The sequence below is a fragment of the Chimaeribacter californicus genome, from assembly GCF_002858675.1.
Lineage (GTDB): Bacteria > Pseudomonadota > Gammaproteobacteria > Enterobacterales > Enterobacteriaceae > Chimaeribacter > Chimaeribacter californicus.
In genome coordinates this window covers 1-18889 of sequence record NZ_PJZF01000030.1, presented here as the reverse complement: position 1 = coordinate 18889, position 18889 = coordinate 1, and the positions used below count along the sequence as shown (strand labels likewise).

The window sequence follows — 18889 nt, the reverse complement described above, 5'->3', positions numbered from 1 at the left end:
GATAGTGCAGTTTGCACTCGTCACAGGGGTGCCTGAATTTCGGTTCAGGCACCTGACAGGTCTAACTCCGACAGGAGCCAATCCGTGAAAGACTTATTGAAGTTTCTGAAAGCGCAAACTAAAACCGAAGAGTTTGATGCGATCAAAATTGCTCTGGCATCGCCGGACATGATCCGTTCCTGGTCTTTTGGTGAAGTTAAAAAGCCGGAAACGATCAACTACCGTACGTTCAAACCTGAGCGTGACGGCCTTTTCTGTGCCCGTATTTTTGGGCCGGTTAAAGATTACGAATGCCTGTGCGGTAAGTACAAGCGTTTAAAACACCGTGGTGTTATCTGTGAGAAGTGTGGCGTTGAAGTTACCCAGACTAAAGTACGCCGTGAGCGTATGGGTCACATCGAGCTGGCTTCTCCGACTGCCCACATCTGGTTCCTGAAATCGCTGCCGTCCCGCATCGGTTTGCTGCTGGATATGCCGCTGCGTGACATCGAGCGCGTGCTGTACTTCGAATCCTACGTGGTGGTTGAAGGCGGCATGACCAACCTTGAGCGCCGTCAGATCCTGACTGAAGAGCAGTATCTGGACGCGCTGGAAGAGTTTGGTGACGAATTCGACGCGAAGATGGGTGCAGAAGCGATTCAGGCCCTGTTGAAAAACATGGATCTGGAAGCCGAATGCGAGCAGCTGCGTGAAGAGCTGAACGAAACTAACTCTGAAACCAAGCGCAAGAAGCTGACCAAGCGTATCAAGCTGCTGGAAGCGTTCGTACAGTCCGGTAACAAACCGGAGTGGATGATCCTGACCGTGCTGCCGGTACTGCCGCCGGATCTGCGTCCGCTGGTTCCATTGGATGGTGGCCGTTTCGCGACGTCTGATCTGAACGACCTTTACCGTCGTGTGATCAACCGTAACAACCGTCTGAAACGCCTGCTGGATCTGGCTGCGCCTGACATCATCGTGCGCAACGAAAAGCGTATGCTGCAGGAAGCGGTAGATGCCCTGCTGGACAACGGCCGTCGCGGTCGCGCCATCACTGGCTCGAACAAGCGTCCGCTGAAGTCCCTGGCAGACATGATCAAAGGTAAGCAAGGTCGTTTCCGTCAGAACCTGCTGGGTAAACGCGTCGACTACTCCGGTCGTTCCGTTATCACCGTAGGTCCGTACCTGCGTCTGCATCAGTGCGGCCTGCCGAAGAAGATGGCGCTGGAACTGTTCAAGCCGTTCATCTATGGCAAGCTGGAACTGCGTGGCCTCGCGACCACCATTAAAGCTGCTAAGAAAATGGTTGAGCGCGAAGAAGCTGTGGTCTGGGACATCCTGGATGAAGTTATCCGTGAGCACCCGGTCCTGCTGAACCGTGCACCGACCCTGCACCGTCTGGGTATCCAGGCGTTTGAGCCGGTACTGATCGAAGGTAAAGCCATCCAGCTGCACCCGCTGGTTTGTGCGGCATACAACGCCGACTTCGATGGTGACCAGATGGCTGTTCACGTACCGCTGACGCTGGAAGCCCAGCTGGAAGCGCGTGCGCTGATGATGTCCACCAACAACATTCTGTCTCCGGCGAACGGCGAGCCAATCATCGTTCCGTCTCAGGACGTTGTACTGGGCCTGTACTACATGACCCGTGACTGTGTTAACGCCAAAGGCGAAGGCATGGTACTGACAGGGCCGAAAGAAGCTGAGCGTATTTACCGCGCCGGCCTGGCATCCCTGCATGCACGCGTCAAAGTGCGTATCACCGAAGATGTGAAGAACATTGAAGGCGAATGGGTTTCCAAGACTTCTATCGTGGACACCACGGTAGGTCGTGCAATCCTGTGGATGATCGTACCTAACGGCCTGCCGTTCTCTATCGTCAACCAGCCGCTGGGCAAGAAAGCGATCTCCAAAATGCTGAACACCTGTTACCGCATTTTGGGCCTGAAGCCGACCGTTATCTTCGCTGACCAGATTATGTACACCGGTTTTGCGTACGCAGCTCGTTCTGGTGCGTCCGTCGGTATCGACGACATGGTGATTCCGGAGAAGAAAGCCGAGATCATCGAAGAAGCCGAAACCGAAGTGGCCGAGATCCAGGAGCAGTTCCAGTCTGGTCTGGTTACCGCAGGCGAGCGCTACAACAAAGTGATCGATATCTGGGCTGCGGCCAACGAACGCGTTGCCAAAGCGATGATGGAAAACCTGTCTGTTGAAGACGTGGTTAACCGTGACGGCGAAGTTGAGCAGCAGGTTTCGTTCAACAGCATCTTTATGATGGCCGACTCCGGTGCGCGTGGTTCTGCAGCACAGATTCGTCAGCTGGCAGGTATGCGTGGTCTGATGGCGAAGCCGGATGGCTCCATCATTGAAACGCCGATCACCGCGAACTTCCGTGAAGGTCTGAACGTACTCCAGTACTTCATTTCCACGCACGGTGCGCGTAAAGGTCTGGCGGATACCGCGCTGAAAACTGCGAACTCCGGTTACTTGACCCGTCGTCTGGTTGACGTGGCGCAGGACCTGGTGGTGACCGAAGACGATTGTGGTACCCACGAAGGTATCATGATGACGCCGGTTATCGAGGGTGGCGATGTTAAAGAGCCGCTGCGTGAGCGTGTACTGGGCCGTGTAACGGCAGAAGACGTGCTGAAGCCGGGTACAGCGGACATTCTGGTTCCGCGTAACACCCTGCTGAACGAGAAGACGTGTGATCTGTTAGAAGAGAACTCCGTCGACGCCGTGAAAGTACGTTCTGTAGTAGGTTGCGAAACCGACTTTGGTGTGTGTGCAAACTGCTACGGTCGCGACCTGGCACGTGGACACATCATCAACAAAGGTGAAGCGGTCGGTGTTATTGCAGCACAGTCCATCGGTGAGCCGGGTACCCAGCTGACCATGCGTACCTTCCACATCGGTGGTGCGGCATCGCGTGCTGCAGCTGAGTCCAGCATTCAGGTTAAGAACAAAGGTAGCCTGAAGCTGAGCAACGCGAAACACGTTACCAACTCTAACGGTAAACTGGTTATCACCTCGCGTAATACCGAGCTGAAACTGATCGACGAATTCGGTCGTACCAAAGAGAGCTATAAAGTGCCTTACGGCTCGGTTATGGCGAAAGGCGACGGTCAGGAAGTTAACGCGGGCGAAACCGTGGCTAACTGGGATCCGCACACCATGCCGGTTATCAGTGAAGTGAGTGGTTTCATCCGCTTTGCTGATATGGTCGACACCCAGACCATTACCCGCCAGACAGATGACCTTACCGGTCTCTCGTCTATCGTGGTACTGGACAGCGCAGAACGTACCGGTAGCGGTAAAGACCTGCGTCCGGCACTGAAAATCGTGACCGCCAATGGCGATGACGTCCTGATCCCAGGCACCGATATGCCTGCTCAGTACTTCCTGCCGGGTAAAGCGATTGTTCAGCTGGAAGACGGTGTACAGATCAACGCAGGTGACACCCTGGCGCGTATTCCGCAGGAATCCGGCGGTACCAAGGACATCACCGGTGGTCTGCCGCGTGTTGCTGACCTGTTCGAAGCACGTCGTCCGAAAGAGCCGGCAATCCTGGCTGAAATCAGCGGGATTATCTCCTTCGGTAAAGAGACAAAAGGCAAGCGTCGCCTGGTGATCACGCCGCTGGACGGCAGCGATCCGTACGAAGAGATGATTCCGAAATGGCGTCAGCTCAACGTGTTTGAAGGTGAACGTGTAGAGCGCGGTGACGTTGTGTCTGACGGCCCGGAATCTCCGCACGACATCCTCCGCCTGCGTGGTGTTCACGCGGTGACCCGTTACATCGTTAACGAAGTGCAGGACGTTTACCGTCTGCAAGGCGTTAAGATTAACGATAAGCACATTGAGGTTATCGTTCGTCAGATGCTGCGTAAAGGCACCATTGCCAGCGCAGGCAGCTCTGAGTTCCTGGAAGGCGAGCAGGCTGAAGTGTCTCGCGTCAAGATTGCCAACCGTCAGCTGGAAGCTGATGGCAAGATCGCAGCAACGTACCATCGTGACCTGCTGGGTATCACCAAGGCATCTCTGGCAACTGAGTCCTTCATCTCTGCGGCATCGTTCCAGGAAACGACGCGTGTTCTTACGGAAGCGGCGGTTGCCGGTAAACGTGATGAACTGCGCGGCCTGAAAGAAAACGTCATCGTGGGCCGTCTGATCCCAGCCGGTACCGGTTACGCTTACCATCAGGATCGTATGCGTCGTCGCGCACAGAATGAAGAGCCAGTGGTTCCTCAGGTGAGCGCGGAAGAAGCCACAGCCAACCTGGCTGAGCTGCTGAACGCGGGTCTGGGCGGCAACGACGATTAATCGTTGCCCCTGTGACAGCCAAGCACGTTAAAAACCGTCCCTCCGGGGGCGGTTTTTTTTTGCCGGCGAAAAAGGGAAAGGAATGCTTACAGGCCGGAAAGGGAGGCCGGGCAGTGACACGACTGCTCACCAAAAGAAACGGCGACCGGTCACTAAGACACAGCCGCCGTGATGAGAAGCAAAGCGTCATGGTGTCAATCGCTTTGGTCATCCGTCACCGGAAGACACCGCCACTTTACCGCCTCAGGTAATCCAGACCAGTGCGCTTTCTCCACCCTGGAAACGCGCTCGTAAAGAGAATATGGTTTGCAGTAATTCCCTCTGGCTTATTGCGGCACTCTTCCCAGATAGCCATCCCAGTCTTTCCACACCGGTTGTAAGCCGGCGCGGGCGATAGCTTCCGCTACACGAGCAGGCGAGCGATCATCATGCGGCGCAAACTGCTCCAGTTCAGGGTGGTCATCGGCATAGCCGCCGGGCTGCGTTTTTGAACCGGCGCTGACGTTGGTAATCGCCAGCGGGATCAGGTTGTCGCGGAAATAGGGCGATTCACGGGTAGAGAGGGTCAGCTCCGTGTCCGGCGCCAGCAGGCGAAACGCGCAAATCAACTGCACCAGCTGGGGTTCGCTCATAAGTGATGCCGGCTCAATGCCGCCGGTGCAAGGGCGCAGGCGAGGAAACGCGATCGAATACCGGCTCTGCCAGTAATGTTGCTGAAGGTAGAGCAGATGCTCCGCCACCATATAACAATCGGTACGCCAGCTTTCAGACAAACCAATCAGCGCGCCCAACCCTATCTTATCTATCCTGGCGCGGCCCAGGCGATCGGGCGTATCCAGTCGCCAGAAGAAATCCTGCTTCTGGCCGCGCAGGTGATGCTGCTGATAAGTCTCCGCGTGATAGGTCTCCTGATAAACCAGCACACCATCCAGCCCAAGCGTTTTCAGTTCGGCATACTCCGCCTGCGAGAGCGGCTGAACCTCAATCATCAGTGAACTGAACTGACGGCGGATAGCGCCAAAGTGTTGGCGGAAGTAGTCCATACCTACTTTGGTTTTGTGCTCGCCGGTGACCAGCAGTAAATGTTCAAAACCCAGTGCCTTGATGGCCGCGCATTCCCGCGCGATCTCCCCTGCATCCAGCGTTTTACGCTTAATCCGGTTACTCATGGAGAAACCGCAATAGGTGCATTCGTTGGCACAGAGGTTAGAGAGGTAGAGCGGCACATAAAAGCTGACGGTGTTACCGAAGCGCTGGCGCGTCAGGCGCTGCGCCCGTTGCGCCAGTGGTTCAAGGTAAGCCAGCCCGGCCGGGGAAATCAGCGCCATAAAATCGTCGCGCGTGACTTTTTCCGCCGCCAGTGCCCGCTCAACATCCTGCGCGGTTTTGCTGTGAATGCGCCGGGTCAGATCCTCCCAGTTAAGGTGCTGCCAATAATCACTGAAGTTTTTCATAGTAGCCGCTCTCCATTGCCGTAGCTGAGGAAGGCCGTCAGCGGGCTGGAGGCAGAGGCCTGAGGCAGCATCGGTGCGCTGCCGCTGTGCCGCGCCAGTTGCCCGGCTTCAACCGCCAACCGGAACGCTTTCGCCATCATAACCGGATCGCGCGCCACGGCGATGGCGGTATTCACCAGCACTGCATCCGCACCGAGTTCCATCGCCTGCGCAGCATGGCTCGGCACACCAATACCGGCATCCACGATAACCGGCACCTGTGCCTGTTCGATGATGATTTCAAGGAAATCACGGGTTTTCAGCCCCTGATTGGAGCCAATCGGGGAACCGAGCGGCATCACCGCCGCGCAGCCTGCTTCCTCCAGTCGTTTGCACAGCACTGGATCGGCCCCGCAATAGGGCAAGACCACAAACCCCTGTTTCACCAGTTTTTCTGCGGCTTTCAGCGTTTCCACGGCATCGGGCAACAGGTATTTTACGTCCGGGTGGATCTCCAGTTTAACCCAATGGGTGCCCAGCGCTTCCCGCGCCAGCTGAGCCGCAAAGATCGCCTCTTCTGCAGTTTTTGCACCGGAGGTATTCGGCAGCAACCGCACGCCCAGTTCACGGAGCGGGGCCAGAATAGCGTCGTTGCCCCCGTGTAAATCTACGCGTTTCATCGCCATCGTCACCAGTTGGGAACCGGAGGCCGCCAGTGCAGCCTGCATCACGGCGGCGCTGGCAAATTTACCGGTGCCGGTAAACAGGGAAGATTCAAAAGTTACATCCGAAATGGTCAGCATCTCAGCCTCCGGCAATCGCCTGAAACAGCAGGATGGCATCCCCATCCTGCACCTGATGAGTCTCCCACTGAGCGCGTGGGATGATGGTCTGGTTAACCGCCAGTGCGGTACCCGGCTGTAAGCGATCGAGCTGGTGGAGCAGGGCGCTCAGGGTCATCGCCGGGGTGAAAGGCAACGTCTGGTCGTTAACGCTGATCGCCATGCCGGCCTCCACACGTCGCACAACCGGCATCGGCGGTGAGTTGCAAGGTTGCCCAGCTCTGCTGTTTGCCATCAAACAGGCGCAGTTTTCCCGCCAGGGCGCTGGGCATGCCGGCCAGCATTTTGATCGCTTCCAGCGCCTGAAGGGTACCGATGACCCCTACCACCGGCCCGAGCACGCCCGCGGTGCGGCAGTTACGCTGTGGAAGGGTCTGATCGGGGTAGAGGCAGGCATAACAGCCATGACGGAAGGGCGGCGTCAGTACCAACAGTTGACCGCTGAAACCCACGGCGCTGCCGCTGATCAGTGGTTTCTCCAGTTGGATGCAGGCCTGGTTAACCGCGTGGCGGGTGGCCATGTTGTCACTGCAATCGAGAACCAGATCCGCCTCATGCACCGCCTCGAGCAGGGCCTGATCCTGCATACGCAGCGGCAGCGCCACCGGTTCGATTAACGGGTTAAGATCCTGGATCTGGCATTTCGCCAGTTGTGCTTTGCTCTTGTGGAGATCGTGGGTACGGTAGAGGATCTGCCGCTGGAGGTTAGTGATCTCCAGCCGATCATCATCGGCCAGCAGGATCTTGCCGACCCCGGCCGCCGCCAGGTAGAGCGCCGCCGGCGATCCCAGCCCGCCAAGGCCGACAATCAGCACCGTCGCGGCCTGCAGTTTCTCCTGCCCCGCCGGGCCAACCTCCTCCAGCAATAATTGGCGGCTGTAACGCAGAAACGCGTCATCGCTGAGCATGATCGGCCTCCTCACACACAGCCATCAGCGCCGCGGTCGCGGCGCGCCAGTCATCGGCTTGCGTAATGGCGCTCACGACCGCAATGCTGCCCGCGCCGGTTGCCAATACCGCAGGGGCACGTTCCAGCGAGATGCCGCCGATTGCCACGGTAGGGTATTCATCGTTCAGGTAGCGGATATGCCGTGCCAGATCCACCAGCCCCTGCGGCGCGGAGGGCATCTGTTTGGTCTGGGTCGGGAAAATATGACCCAGCGCGATGTAAGAGGGGCGGACAGCGACTGCCCGTGCCAGCTCCTGATCATCATGGGTAGAAACACCCAACCGCAGCCCGGCGCGATGAATGGACACCAGATCGGCGGTATCCAGATCCTCCTGGCCCAGATGCACGCCGTAGGCCCGGTGTTTAATCGCAAGTTGCCAGTAATCATTGATAAATAACCGGGCCTGATGCGCATGGCCGAGGGCAATCGCTTCAATGATGGCGGGTTCTGCCTGCTCATCTGGCAGATCCTTAATACGCAGTTGCAACGTTTGTACCCCGGCTTCCAGCAGGCGCGCAATCCAAGCCACGCTGTCAACCACCGGGTAAAGTCCCAGCCGGTGCGGCACCGGCGGGAACGGGGAGGGCAGCTTACTCATAGCCTGCCTCCGGTTGCAACGCAGCGGCCGGATGATAGAGCTCACTGCCGCGTGCGCGGAATTCCGTGGACATCTGCGCCATGCCGGCATCACGCGCCTCGGCCGGATGGGCCGCCGCGTAATCACGCACTTCCTGCGAAATTTTCATCGAGCAGAATTTCGGCCCGCACATGGAACAGAAATGGGCGACCTTGCCGGACTCCTGCGGCAGGGTTTCATCGTGATAGGCGCGGGCCGTTTCCGGATCGAGCGCCAGATTAAACTGATCTTCCCAACGGAATTCAAAGCGGGCTTTGGACATGGCATTGTCACGGATTTGTGCACCGGGATGGCCTTTGGCCAGATCGGCGGCATGGGCAGCGATTTTGTAAGTGATCAGCCCCTGCTTCACATCCTCTTTATTCGGCAGGCCAAGATGCTCTTTTGGCGTGACGTAACAGAGCATGGCGCAACCAAACCAGCCGATCATGGCCGCGCCAATGCCGGAAGTGAAGTGATCATAGCCGGGGGCGATGTCCGTGGTCAGCGGGCCAAGGGTATAAAACGGCGCTTCGTGGCAATGTTCCAACTCTTCGGTCATATTACGGCGGATCATGTGCATCGGCACATGCCCGGGGCCTTCAATCATCACCTGCACATCATATTCCCAGGCGATTTTAGTCAGCTCGCCCAGGGTGTGCAGCTCGGCAAACTGCGCTTCGTCATTGGCATCCTGAATGGAGCCGGGGCGTAGGCCGTCACCCAGTGACAGGGCGACGTCATAGGCGGCGCAGATTTCACAAATCTCGCGGAAGTGCTGGTAGAGGAAATTTTCCTGATGATGCGACAGGCACCACTTCGCCATGATCGATCCGCCGCGTGACACAATGCCCGTGAGGCGTTTGGCGGTCATCGGCACATAACGCAGCAGTACCCCGGCGTGGATGGTGAAGTAGTCCACCCCCTGTTCCGCCTGCTCCAGCAGGGTGTCGCGGAACATCGCCCACGTCAGGTTTTCGGCGATGCCGTTAACTTTTTCCAGCGCCTGATAGATCGGTACGGTACCGATCGGTACCGGGCTGTTACGCAGAATCCATTCACGCGTCTCATGAATATAACGGCCGGTGGAGAGATCCATCACCGTATCTGCGCCCCAGCGGGTGGCCCATACCAGTTTTTCCACTTCTTCTTCAATGGACGAGGTGACGGCAGAGTTGCCGATGTTGGCGTTTACCTTGACCAGGAAATTACGGCCGATGATCATCGGTTCCGATTCGGGGTGGTTAATATTGGCCGGGATGATGGCCCGCCCGGCGGCGACTTCCTGACGCACAAACTCCGGTGTGATGTCTGGCGGCAGCAGTGCACCAAAGCTCTGGCCAGGGTGCTGGTGGCGCAACACGTCACTGCGGACGCGTTCACGGCCCATATTTTCCCGCAGGGCGATAAACTCCATTTCCGGGGTAATCATGCCCTGGCGGGCGTAATGCAGTTGGGTCACCCGGCGGCCCGCTTTGGCCCGTTTCGGCTGGGGCAGATGGTCAAAGCGCAGGTGATCCAGCCCCTCATCCGCCAGCCGTTGCTGGGTAAAGCCGGAGCTGACATGGGGCAGCGCCTCGGTGTCATTGCGCTCCTCAATCCAGCCGGCGCGGTGTTTGGGCAACCCGGTACGCACATCCAGCGTGGCGGCTGAATCACCGTAGGGCCCGGCGGTGTCATACACCGGCACCGCTTCATTCGGTTCGAAACGTGCCGTTTCTTGCCGGCTGCCGACCTGTGTCGGGCTGAGTTGGATCTCGCGCATCGGTACCCGGATGTCAGGCCGGGAGCCTTCCAGATAGATCCGCTGTGAATTGGGAAACGTGACGCCCTGCAGGGTGTCGATGAAATCCTGCGCATCAGCACGTTGTTGCTGGCGGCGGGAAACGGGGATGTGGCGAGTAGACATAGCAAATTCCTTCCAATTGAGTATGGGAACGTTGCTTGTCTGGAGCGATTTCGGCGGGAGTAACAGAATAGGGCCGGGCGCGGCACGACCATAAGGCGCGCAGGCCAGGCACTGGATTACTCTTGTTCCCTTCGCGGGTACTAACCCGATCAGGTTCCGCGGATCCCGAATTAACGGTCTCAGCCTGGCATCAAGGTGATGCGCTAGGCACTCCGACAAGAAGCCTCATTGTATGAGGCGATTAAAAAACAGCAACCCCCGGCAGGGGCAACTGTGACTGCTTAAGCAGGGCGGGCCAGCGTTGAATCGTTGGCTACCGGCTGCTGAAGAGGCAATGCGGCGGCGTCAAACGCCAGCGCAATCAGCTGATCTTCCAGTTGGAAACGGGCATCCAGGGCTTCACCCACATCGGAGAGACCCTGATGGAACTCAAAAATGTGGTCATCGTCGATGGCGGTATCGGTATAGCGATCGTGGAACGCCATCACGGTTTCGGTGTTTTGTTGCAACGCCGGGTAAATCTGCGACGTCACCAGCATACGTGGGCTGTCTGACCCTTCAATATCCTGAATGATTTTATCGTACAGTTGGAAATGGCCGGCAGAGAGATAATCCACCAGTTGATGGCAGAAGCTTTTCAGGGCTTCCTCATCCAGCGGCGCATGTTTCTCTTTGTTGGGTTTTAACCCCACCAGGGTGCAATAGGCCACTAATAGCTCTTTACGTGCATGCAGCCATTGATCAATTAACTCATTGCTGCCGCCGACGCGCTGAGTCAGTTTTTCCAGACGGTTTAGCATGGTGAACTCCATGAGCAGGAAAGCGTGTTTAATCGTTACTAATATGTAAAAGTCTCAATTCCAGAGTGTCAGTGTCGTCGAGGTTATGCAACAACAATATGGAAATTCAACTCACAGATAAACACAACGGCTGGTGGATCATCAGCCACGAAGGAAAATTGTGGCTGCCGAAAGGTGAATTACCCTTTGGCGCAGCAGCGGAATTTTCCGTAATTGGCCTGCCGGGGCGGCAGATTGGCGAATGGCAGGGCGCGCCGGTATGGCTGGTGCGGGAACCCCGGCCAGGTGATATGGCCTCGGTACGGCAACTGCTCGACCAGGATCGCGATCTGTTCCAACTGGTCGGCCGCGGCATACAGCTGGCGGAATTCTACCGCTCGCACCGTTTCTGCGGCTATTGCGGCCATGAAATGGAGCACAGCAAGCGGGAATGGGCGGTGATCTGCCCGCATTGCCGCGAACGCTACTACCCGCAGATTGCCCCCTGCATGATTGTCGCGATCCGCCGGGGTGAAGAGATCCTGCTGGCGCAGCATGTCCGCCACCGTAACGGCATCCACACAGTGCTGGCCGGGTTTGTCGAAGTCGGCGAAACCATGGAACAGGCGGTGGCGCGTGAAGTGATGGAGGAGAGCAATCTCTGCGTCAAAAATCTGCGCTATGTCAGCTCTCAGCCGTGGCCGTTCCCTAACTCGCTGATGATGGCCTTTATGGCCGACTATGACAGCGGCGACATCCGCCACGATCCTAAAGAGCTGCTGAGCGCCGGCTGGTATCGCTACGATCAGTTGCCGATGCTGCCGCCGGCCGGCACCATCGCCCGCCGGCTGATTGAAGATACCGTTGCGTTATGCCGCGCAGAAGGCGACAGCAAGCGTCCGCATGATGCAGAATCCGCGTGATACTTATCGGAGTAATACACATCGGCGTCACACATAATCCGCGTGATACAAAATCTGCGTGATAAAATGCCGGCGGATTAATGAGGAGCCTTACATGAAAGAGTTGAAGAACGATCGCTATCTGCGTGCCTTGCTGCGTCAGCCGGTCGACGTTACCCCTGTCTGGATGATGCGTCAGGCCGGGCGGTATTTACCGGAGTACAAGGCAACACGGGCGCAGGCCGGTGATTTTATGTCGCTGTGCAAAAACGCCGAGCTGGCGTGTGAAGTGACATTACAGCCGCTGCGCCGCTTCCCGCTGGATGCCGCGATCCTGTTCTCCGACATCCTGACCATCCCTGATGCGATGGGACTGGGCCTGCATTTTGAAGCCGGTGAAGGCCCGCGCTTTGCCCACCCCGTGACCTGCCGGGCCGATGTTGAAAAGTTGCCGATACCCGATCCAGAGCAGGAATTGGGGTATGTGATGAATGCGGTGCGCACCATCCGCCATAACCTGGAAGGCCAGGTGCCGCTGATTGGGTTCTCCGGCAGCCCGTGGACGCTGGCCACCTATATGGTGGAGGGCGGCAGCAGCAAGGCGTTCACCAAACTTAAAAAGATGATGTACGCCGAGCCGGCAACCCTGCACCTGATGCTGGATAAGCTGGCGGACAGCGTGATTCTTTACCTGAATGCCCAGATCAAAGCCGGGGCGCAATCCGTGATGGTGTTTGACACCTGGGGCGGCGTGCTGACCGGGCGTGACTACCTGACGTTCTCTCTGCACTACATGCATAAGATCGTCGATGGCCTGATCCGTGAAAACGAAGGCCGCCGCGTGCCGGTCACGTTGTTCACTAAAGGCGGCGGGCAGTGGCTGGAAGCGATGGCCGCGACCGGCTGTGACGCGTTGGGCCTGGATTGGACCACCGACATCGCGGACGCCCGACGCCGGGTAGGGGACAAAGTCGCGCTGCAAGGCAATATGGATCCGTCTATGCTTTATGCGCCCCCGGCCCGCATCGAGGAAGAGGTCGAAACCATCCTGGCGGGCTTCGGGCACGGAGAGGGCCATGTGTTCAACCTCGGCCACGGCATCCACCTGGATGTGCCGCCGGAGCATGCCGGTACATTCGTTAACGCGGTGCACGCCTTGTCAGGCAAGTACCACCAATAAGGAGCAGGTTTGATTGATACTCAGGAATTGCGCCAGCAGCAGATAATTAAGGCGGCGGAGGTGATCCGCCATGATGATTATTCGTTTGACCAGCCGGCTTTCATCGCCGGGGCGGACGTGGGGTTTGAGCAGGAAGGGGAAGTGACGCGTGCAGCCATCGCGCTGTTGCGTTACCCCTCGCTGGAGCTGGTGGAGTACCGTATCGCCCGCATCAAAACCACCATGCCCTATATTCCGGGTTTCCTGTCATTCCGTGAGTACCCGGCGCTGCTCGCCGCTTGGGAGCAGTTGCAGCAAAAGCCGGATCTGCTGTTCGTCGACGGCCACGGCATCTCCCACCCGCGCCGGCTGGGCGTTGCCAGCCACTTTGGCCTGCTGGTGGATGTGCCGACCATCGGGGTCGCGAAAAAGCGCCTGTGCGGCAAATTTGAGCCGCTGGGGCCGGAAGTGGGGGCGAAGCAGCCGCTGATGGACAAAGGTGAACAACTCGCCTGGGTATGGCGCAGTAAAATGCGCTGTAACCCGCTGTTCGTCGCTACCGGCCACCGCGTCAGCACCGACAGTGCGCTGATGTGGGTTGAACGCTGTATGCGCGGTTACCGCCTGCCGGAACCAACCCGCTGGGCAGACGCCGTGGCGTCAAATCGCCCGGCTTTTCAGCGCTGGCAGGTCTTGCCGCCCGCTTTAGGAATCGAGGAATAGGGTTCCGGGAAATTTTCGGGTACACTGCCGCGCAGCAACATTAATGAGAACTGAACATGTTACAAAACCCGATCCATTTGCGGCTTGAAAAGCTGGAAAGCTGGCAGCACGTCACGTTTATGGCGAGCCTGTGTGAGCGTATGTACCCCAACTATCAAATGTTCTGCCTGCAGACGGAATTTGGTGATCCGCAGGTCTACCGCCGTATTTTGGATCTGGTTTGGGAAACATTAGTCGTTAAAGACGCAAAGGTTAATTTTGACAGCCAACTGGAGAAGCTGGAAGAAGCTATCCCGTCGGCAGAAGAGTACGATCTTTACGGCGTTTACCCCGCAATCGACGCGTGTATCGCGTTAGGGGAACTTATCCACTCGCGGCTCAGCGGTGAGACTTACTCTCATGCGGTTGCAATTAGCGAAACCTCGATCCGTACCGTTGCCATGCTGGAAATGACGCAGGCCGGTAAAGAGATGACGGATGCCGAGCTGAAAGTATTGCCGGCAGTCGAGGAAGAGTGGGATATCCAATGGGAAATTTTCCGCCTGTTAGCCGATTGTGAAGAGCGCGATTTGGATCTGATCAAGGGGTTACGTTCTGACCTGCGCGAAGCAGCGGTTAGCAACATTGGGATAAATTTAGCGCAATAAGGCAACAAAACGTGATTTAACGCCTGATTTGTCGTGCCTTAAGGCTTCACATCCGCACCCTGTCTGGTCTACATTTGGGGGGCGTAAAAAAAGTGGCTATCGGTGCGTGTATGCAGGAGAGTGCTGTCCATCGGCATATCCGTCGCACTCGATGCTTTGCAAACGATAAACACACTGTAAGGATAACTTATGAATAAGACTCAACTGATTGATGTAATCGCAGACAAGGCTGATCTCTCCAAGGCTCAGGCTAAAGCCGCACTGGAGTCCACCCTGACCGCGATTACTGAGTCTCTGAAAGAGGGTGATGCTGTACAATTGGTTGGCTTCGGGACTTTCAAGGTAAACCATCGTAGCGAGCGCACCGGCCGCAACCCGCAGACAGGCAACGAAATCAAAATCGCTGCTGCAAACGTTCCGGCTTTCGTTTCTGGCAAAGCACTGAAAGACGCAGTTAAGTAATCGTAACCGCGCATCTGTGAAAAGAATAAACAGGGGGGCGATGACGCCCCTTTTGTTTGCCCGCCGCAGCCTGTTTGCCGCTTTACTGGTGACTGGCCTGGCGGGCTGTAGCTTCCACACGGAACCGCCTACCTTCACCGCCAGCGGGTATATTGCCGATCAAGGCATTCACCGGCTCTGGCGTCAGGATGATGCTCAAAACCATCCGCAAACGCTTATTGATGTCTACAGCCCTTATCGCGGCAAAGAGACTGTGATAACGCGCTACGAATATCAGGACAACCACCTCAGCCTGATCCGCGAAAATCACGATGGCCCCGACAGTGAAACCGTGCAGCTGCGTGTTGACCAGGACGGTGATGTCAGCTTTATGCAGCGCGAACGCGCCACCGGCCGCGAGAAACTCTCCGCAGATGATATTGAACGCTATAAGTACCAGGCGCGCGCGGTGCTGGAGTTGAGCGAAACGCTGCGGGCCGGGCAAGTCAACCTGATGCAGGGGCGCTGGAACCAAGGCGTGATCACGAACTGCAACGGGGAGGTCGTTAAACCTCAATTTGGTGCGTATTCACAGGTATGGCTGGCAAAGCGGGCAAGTCAGGCGAACGATCGCCTGGGGCTGGCGTGGCTGAGCGCGCCGGAAGGAACGGAGTTGTTGCTGGTGGCTAATGAAGACTTCTGCCGCTGGGAACCTAAACCGGGCGCGCTGTAATACGCTGCCGGGCAGAATAAAGAAGGGCGCCGCAGCGCCCTGTCAGGTGTACTGTACCGGCTTAATCAGTGTTGCTGACTTTCGCGGTCAATCGCACGGTAACCGATGTCCCGGCGGCAGAAGCTGCCTTCCCATTGAATACCCTCTGCCAGCTGGTATGCCCGGTGTTGTGCTGCCGCCACTGTGGCACCCAGCGCCGTAACGCACAGCACACGCCCGCCGCTGGTCACGACCCGCTCATCCTGTAAACGTGTACCGGCATGGAATACTTTACCGTCTGACACCTCTTCCAGCGGCAGGCCGTGGATGACTTCCCCATTGGCATAGTCGCCCGGATAGCCGCCGGCTGCCAGCACCACACCCAGCGCCGGGCGCTCGTCCCAGTCAGAACTTTTACCGCCCAGATTGCCTTCTGCACCGGCCAGACACAACTCCACCAAATCAGAGCGCAGGCGCAGCATGATGGGCTGGGTTTCCGGGTCGCCAAAGCGGCAGTTGAATTCAATCACCTTTGGCTGGCCATCGGCAGAGATCATCAGGCCGGCATACAGGAAGCCGGTATAGGTATTGCCTTCTGCCGCCATGCCGCGCACGGTTGGCCAGATAACCTGTTCCATGATGCGCTGGTGAATTTCTTCTGACACTACCGGGGCAGGGGAGTATGCCCCCATACCGCCGGTGTTCGGGCCGGTGTCGCCATCGCCGACGCGTTTGTGGTCCTGGCTGGTGGCCATCGGCAGCACATGCTCACCGTCCACCATGACGATAAAGCTGGCTTCTTCGCCGTCCAGGAACTCCTCCACAACAATACGGTGGCCCGCGTTGCCAAACGCATTGCCTGCCAGCATGTCAGTGACTGCCGCTTCTGCTTCTTCCAGAGTCATTGCCACAATGACGCCTTTACCGGCTGCCAGCCCATCCGCTTTGATCACGATGGGTGCCCCTTTGCTGCGCACATAGGCCAGTGCCGGTTCAACCTCGGTGAAGTTATGGTATTCCGCCGTGGGAATCCGATGGCGCGCCAGGAAATCCTTGGTAAAGGCTTTGGACCCTTCCAACTGGGCGGCAGCCTGGGTTGGGCCAAAAATTTTCAGGCCGGCCGCGCGGAAGGCATCCACCACGCCAATCACCAGTGGCGCTTCCGGGCCGACAATCGTCAGACCGATATCATTGGCTTTGGCAAACGCCAACAGGCCGTCAATGTCTGTGGCCGCGATATCCACATTAACCAGTAGGGGTTCCAGTGCAGTTCCGGCGTTGCCCGGCGCGACATAAACGGTATCCGCAAGCGGGGATTGGGATGCTTTCCAGGCCAGCGCATGTTCGCGGCCGCCGTTACCGATAATCAAGATATTCATGTAATAACTCCGGAGCGGCGGGTGCCTCATGCACCCGCAGTAAAAACTAGTGGCGGAAATGGCGCATATCGGTGAACAGCATAGCGATGCCGTGTTCATTGGCAGCTGCAATCACCTCGTCGTCACGGATAGAGCCTCCCGGCTGAATCACGCAGGTCACGCCCACTGCCGCCGCCGCATCAATACCGTCACGGAAGGGGAAGAAGGCGTCAGAGGCCATCACCGATCCTTTAACTTCCAGGCCTTCATCCGCCGCCTTGATGCCGGCAATTTTCGCAGAGTACACGCGGCTCATCTGGCCTGCGCCAATGCCGATGGTCACATTGTCGCGCGCATAAACGATGGCATTGGATTTGACGAATTTGGCGACTTTCCAGCAGAACAGCGCGTCACGCAATTCTTGCTCAGTAGGCTGACGCTGGGAAACCACACGTAAATCGCGGGCAGCCACCATACCCAGATCGCGATCCTGAACCAGCAGGCCGCCATTGACGCGTTTGAAATCCAGCGCGGTGGTGCGGCTTGTCCATTCACCACACTGCAATACGCGGACATTCTGCTTGCTGGCCGTCAGCGCCAGAGCTTCTGCGCTGACAGAAGGCGCGATAATGACTTCCACGAACTGGCGGCTGATGATCGCTTTAGCCGTGTCCGCATCCAGCTCCCGGTTAAATGCAATGATGCCGCCGAAGGCTGAGGTCGGGTCAGTTTTGTAGGCACGTTCATAGGCATCCAGCAGGGAGCTGCCAATCGCCACACCGCATGGGTTGGCATGCTTGACGATGACGCAGGCCGGCTCGCTGAACTCCTTCACACACTCCAGTGCCGCATCGGTATCCGCAATATTGTTGTAGGAGAGCGCTTTACCCTGTAATTGTTCAGCAGTGGCGACAGACGCTTCCTTGATCTCTTCTTCTATATAGAAAGCGGCTTTCTGGTGGCTGTTCTCACCGTAACGCATATCCTGCTTTTTGATGTAGTTCAGGTTCAGCGTACGGGGGAACTGGCCCGACGGTTCCTGGCTGTCGCCGTGGTAAGCCGGGACCAGCGTACCGAAATAGTTGGCAATCATGCTGTCGTAGGCAGCGGTATGCTCAAAAGCTTTGATGGCGAGATCGAAACGGGTTTCGAGCGTCAGGGAGTTCTCGTTGTCATCCATTTCTCGCAGAATCGCCAGGTAGTCACTGCTCTTTACCACAATCGCGACATCGTTATGGTTTTTGGCCGCGGAGCGCACCATGGTCGGGCCGCCGATATCGATGTTCTCAACCGCGTCTGCCAGGGAGCAATCCGGGCGGGCCACCGTCTGGGCGAAGGGATAAAGGTTAACGACCACCATGTCGATGGGATCAATAGCATGTTGCTGCATGATCTCATCGTCCTGGCCACGACGGCCCAGAATGCCGCCATGCACTTTCGGATGCAGGGTTTTGACGCGTCCGTCCATCATTTCCGGGAAACCGGTATAGTCAGAAACTTCGGTGACCGGCAGACCTGCGTCAGCCAGCAGGCGGGCAGTTCCGCCTGTAGAGAGTAATTCGACCCCACGCTGCGACAAGGCTTGGGCGAATTCGGTGATACCGGCTTTATCAGAAACACTGAGCAGTGCGCGGCGAATAGGACGACGTTGTTGCATGGTGGTTTTATCCCTTGGCTTTGGAGTCTCAATAAAGAGCGTTATGTGAATTCTGCCCGGAATAAAAGAAACACGGGCACTATTCAGATAACGCCCCCATAGGGGCAGCCAGTAGAACGTCATTTACAGCGCGCTGGAATTGTAGCGAAAACGATTGCGTGGCGCTCGTAAAATTTGGCCTCAGTATGCCATTGTGGATAAGTTTGTGTAAAAGAGGGTATAAGGCGGTGTTTTGCTGTGGAATGCAGCAAACGACCTGTTTTCTGCAAAATACCTGTTGCGGGCTGCGCGGAACTCCCTATAATGCGCCTCCATCGACACGGCGCAAGTGATTCACTTCACAAGCAGCCAAAACGAAAGAGAAAAACTTCTGAAAAAAGAGGTTGACTCTGAAAGAGGAAAGCGTAATATACGCCACCTCGAGTTAGCAAGCGAAAGCGCGTAACTCACTGCTCT

The 18889-nt window shown here is 57.2% G+C and carries 16 protein-coding genes and 1 riboswitch; of the genes, 7 read left to right on the top strand and 9 right to left on the bottom strand.

Annotation, left to right across the window (positions count from 1 at the left end):
- The first annotated feature begins 84 nt into the window (after positions 1–84).
- On the top strand, positions 85–4305 hold the full coding sequence (gene rpoC, locus CYR55_RS21860; RefSeq protein ID WP_101818431.1) for a DNA-directed RNA polymerase subunit beta': 4221 nt from the start codon (positions 85–87) through the stop codon (positions 4303–4305).
- A gap of 326 nt (positions 4306–4631) precedes the next feature.
- On the opposite strand, the gene thiH is transcribed toward rpoC, so the two are convergent.
- From thiH to rsd, 7 genes are all read right to left on the bottom strand, one after another.
- Positions 4632–5759 (bottom strand): 2-iminoacetate synthase ThiH, encoded by a 1128-nt coding sequence (thiH, locus tag CYR55_RS21855; protein WP_101818430.1) that lies wholly within the window; start codon positions 5757–5759, stop codon positions 4632–4634.
- Positions 5756–6541 (bottom strand): thiazole synthase, encoded by a 786-nt coding sequence (locus tag CYR55_RS21850; protein WP_101818429.1) that lies wholly within the window; start codon positions 6539–6541, stop codon positions 5756–5758. Before CYR55_RS21850 ends, thiH begins: the two co-directional genes overlap by 4 nt.
- A gap of 1 nt (position 6542) precedes the next feature.
- Positions 6543–6743: a sulfur carrier protein ThiS gene (gene thiS, locus CYR55_RS21845; RefSeq protein WP_101818428.1), complete on the bottom strand. Its 201-nt coding sequence runs from the start codon at positions 6741–6743 to the stop codon at positions 6543–6545.
- Positions 6727–7488: a HesA/MoeB/ThiF family protein gene (locus tag CYR55_RS21840; protein WP_101818427.1), complete on the bottom strand. Its 762-nt coding sequence runs from the start codon at positions 7486–7488 to the stop codon at positions 6727–6729. Before CYR55_RS21840 ends, thiS begins: the two co-directional genes overlap by 17 nt.
- On the bottom strand, positions 7475–8128 hold the full coding sequence (thiE, locus tag CYR55_RS21835; protein WP_101818426.1) for a thiamine phosphate synthase: 654 nt from the start codon (positions 8126–8128) through the stop codon (positions 7475–7477). Before thiE ends, CYR55_RS21840 begins: the two co-directional genes overlap by 14 nt.
- The gene (gene thiC, locus CYR55_RS21830) at positions 8121–10055 is read right to left on the bottom strand and encodes a phosphomethylpyrimidine synthase ThiC (RefSeq protein ID WP_101818425.1); all 1935 of its coding nucleotides are present in this window, start codon (positions 10053–10055) and stop codon (positions 8121–8123) included. Before thiC ends, thiE begins: the two co-directional genes overlap by 8 nt.
- Positions 10056–10164: 109 nt before the next feature.
- Positions 10165–10280, bottom strand: a riboswitch (TPP riboswitch).
- Positions 10281–10336: 56 nt separating this feature from the next.
- Positions 10337–10855, bottom strand: coding sequence for a sigma D regulator (rsd, locus tag CYR55_RS21825; protein ID WP_101818424.1), 519 nt, complete (start codon positions 10853–10855; stop codon positions 10337–10339).
- Between the two features lie 98 nt (positions 10856–10953).
- Here rsd and nudC point away from each other — a divergent pair, with 98 nt between their 5' ends.
- The 6 genes from nudC (at position 10954) to CYR55_RS21795 (ending at position 15439) form a co-directional block, all read left to right on the top strand.
- Entirely contained in the window at positions 10954–11757 is an 804-nt protein-coding gene (nudC, locus tag CYR55_RS21820) for an NAD(+) diphosphatase (RefSeq protein WP_101818423.1), read from the top strand.
- A gap of 94 nt (positions 11758–11851) precedes the next feature.
- A complete protein-coding gene (hemE, locus tag CYR55_RS21815) occupies positions 11852–12916 on the top strand; it encodes a uroporphyrinogen decarboxylase (RefSeq protein ID WP_072933602.1) in 1065 nt (354 codons plus the stop codon).
- 12 nt (positions 12917–12928) lie between these two features.
- The gene (nfi, locus tag CYR55_RS21810; RefSeq protein WP_101818436.1) at positions 12929–13618 is read left to right on the top strand and encodes a deoxyribonuclease V; all 690 of its coding nucleotides are present in this window, start codon (positions 12929–12931) and stop codon (positions 13616–13618) included.
- Positions 13619–13674: 56 nt separating this feature from the next.
- A complete protein-coding gene (locus CYR55_RS21805) occupies positions 13675–14265 on the top strand; it encodes a YjaG family protein (protein ID WP_101818422.1) in 591 nt (196 codons plus the stop codon).
- Positions 14266–14454: 189 nt separating this feature from the next.
- Positions 14455–14727, top strand: coding sequence for a nucleoid-associated protein HU-alpha (gene hupA / locus CYR55_RS21800; protein WP_072933606.1), 273 nt, complete (start codon positions 14455–14457; stop codon positions 14725–14727).
- A 40-nt stretch (positions 14728–14767) separates the two neighbouring features.
- A complete protein-coding gene (locus tag CYR55_RS21795; RefSeq protein ID WP_175580825.1) occupies positions 14768–15439 on the top strand; it encodes a DUF1481 domain-containing protein in 672 nt (223 codons plus the stop codon).
- Positions 15440–15504: 65 nt separating this feature from the next.
- Here CYR55_RS21795 and purD read toward each other — a convergent pair whose 3' ends face one another.
- Positions 15505–16797 carry a phosphoribosylamine--glycine ligase gene (purD, locus tag CYR55_RS21790; protein WP_101818420.1) on the bottom strand — a complete coding sequence of 431 codons (1293 nt, stop codon included), beginning with the start codon at positions 16795–16797 and terminating at the stop codon, positions 15505–15507.
- A 46-nt stretch (positions 16798–16843) separates the two neighbouring features.
- Positions 16844–18433 (bottom strand): bifunctional phosphoribosylaminoimidazolecarboxamide formyltransferase/IMP cyclohydrolase, encoded by a 1590-nt coding sequence (gene purH / locus CYR55_RS21785; RefSeq protein WP_101818419.1) that lies wholly within the window; start codon positions 18431–18433, stop codon positions 16844–16846.
- Between the last annotated feature and the right edge of the window lie 456 nt (positions 18434–18889).

Excerpts from the sequence above, each read along its gene's own strand:
- purD (WP_101818420.1), bottom strand. The coding sequence starts at position 16,797 with ATGAATATCTTGATTATCGGTAACGGCGGCCGCGAACATGCGCTGGCC.
- thiS (WP_101818428.1), bottom strand. The coding sequence starts at position 6,743 with ATGGCGATCAGCGTTAACGACCAGACGTTGCCTTTCACCCCGGCGATG.
- thiE (WP_101818426.1), bottom strand. The coding sequence starts at position 8,128 with ATGAGTAAGCTGCCCTCCCCGTTCCCGCCGGTGCCGCACCGGCTGGGA.
- rsd (WP_101818424.1), bottom strand. The coding sequence starts at position 10,855 with ATGCTAAACCGTCTGGAAAAACTGACTCAGCGCGTCGGCGGCAGCAAT.
- hemE (WP_072933602.1), top strand. The coding sequence starts at position 11,852 with ATGAAAGAGTTGAAGAACGATCGCTATCTGCGTGCCTTGCTGCGTCAG.
- CYR55_RS21795 (WP_175580825.1), top strand. The coding sequence starts at position 14,768 with ATGACGCCCCTTTTGTTTGCCCGCCGCAGCCTGTTTGCCGCTTTACTG.
- nudC (WP_101818423.1), top strand. The coding sequence starts at position 10,954 with ATGGAAATTCAACTCACAGATAAACACAACGGCTGGTGGATCATCAGC.
- purH (WP_101818419.1), bottom strand. The coding sequence starts at position 18,433 with ATGCAACAACGTCGTCCTATTCGCCGCGCACTGCTCAGTGTTTCTGAT.
- thiH (WP_101818430.1), bottom strand. The coding sequence starts at position 5,759 with ATGAAAAACTTCAGTGATTATTGGCAGCACCTTAACTGGGAGGATCTG.
- thiC (WP_101818425.1), bottom strand. The coding sequence starts at position 10,055 with ATGTCTACTCGCCACATCCCCGTTTCCCGCCGCCAGCAACAACGTGCT.
- hupA (WP_072933606.1), top strand. The coding sequence starts at position 14,455 with ATGAATAAGACTCAACTGATTGATGTAATCGCAGACAAGGCTGATCTC.
- CYR55_RS21805 (WP_101818422.1), top strand. The coding sequence starts at position 13,675 with ATGTTACAAAACCCGATCCATTTGCGGCTTGAAAAGCTGGAAAGCTGG.
- CYR55_RS21850 (WP_101818429.1), bottom strand. The coding sequence starts at position 6,541 with ATGCTGACCATTTCGGATGTAACTTTTGAATCTTCCCTGTTTACCGGC.
- CYR55_RS21840 (WP_101818427.1), bottom strand. The coding sequence starts at position 7,488 with ATGCTCAGCGATGACGCGTTTCTGCGTTACAGCCGCCAATTATTGCTG.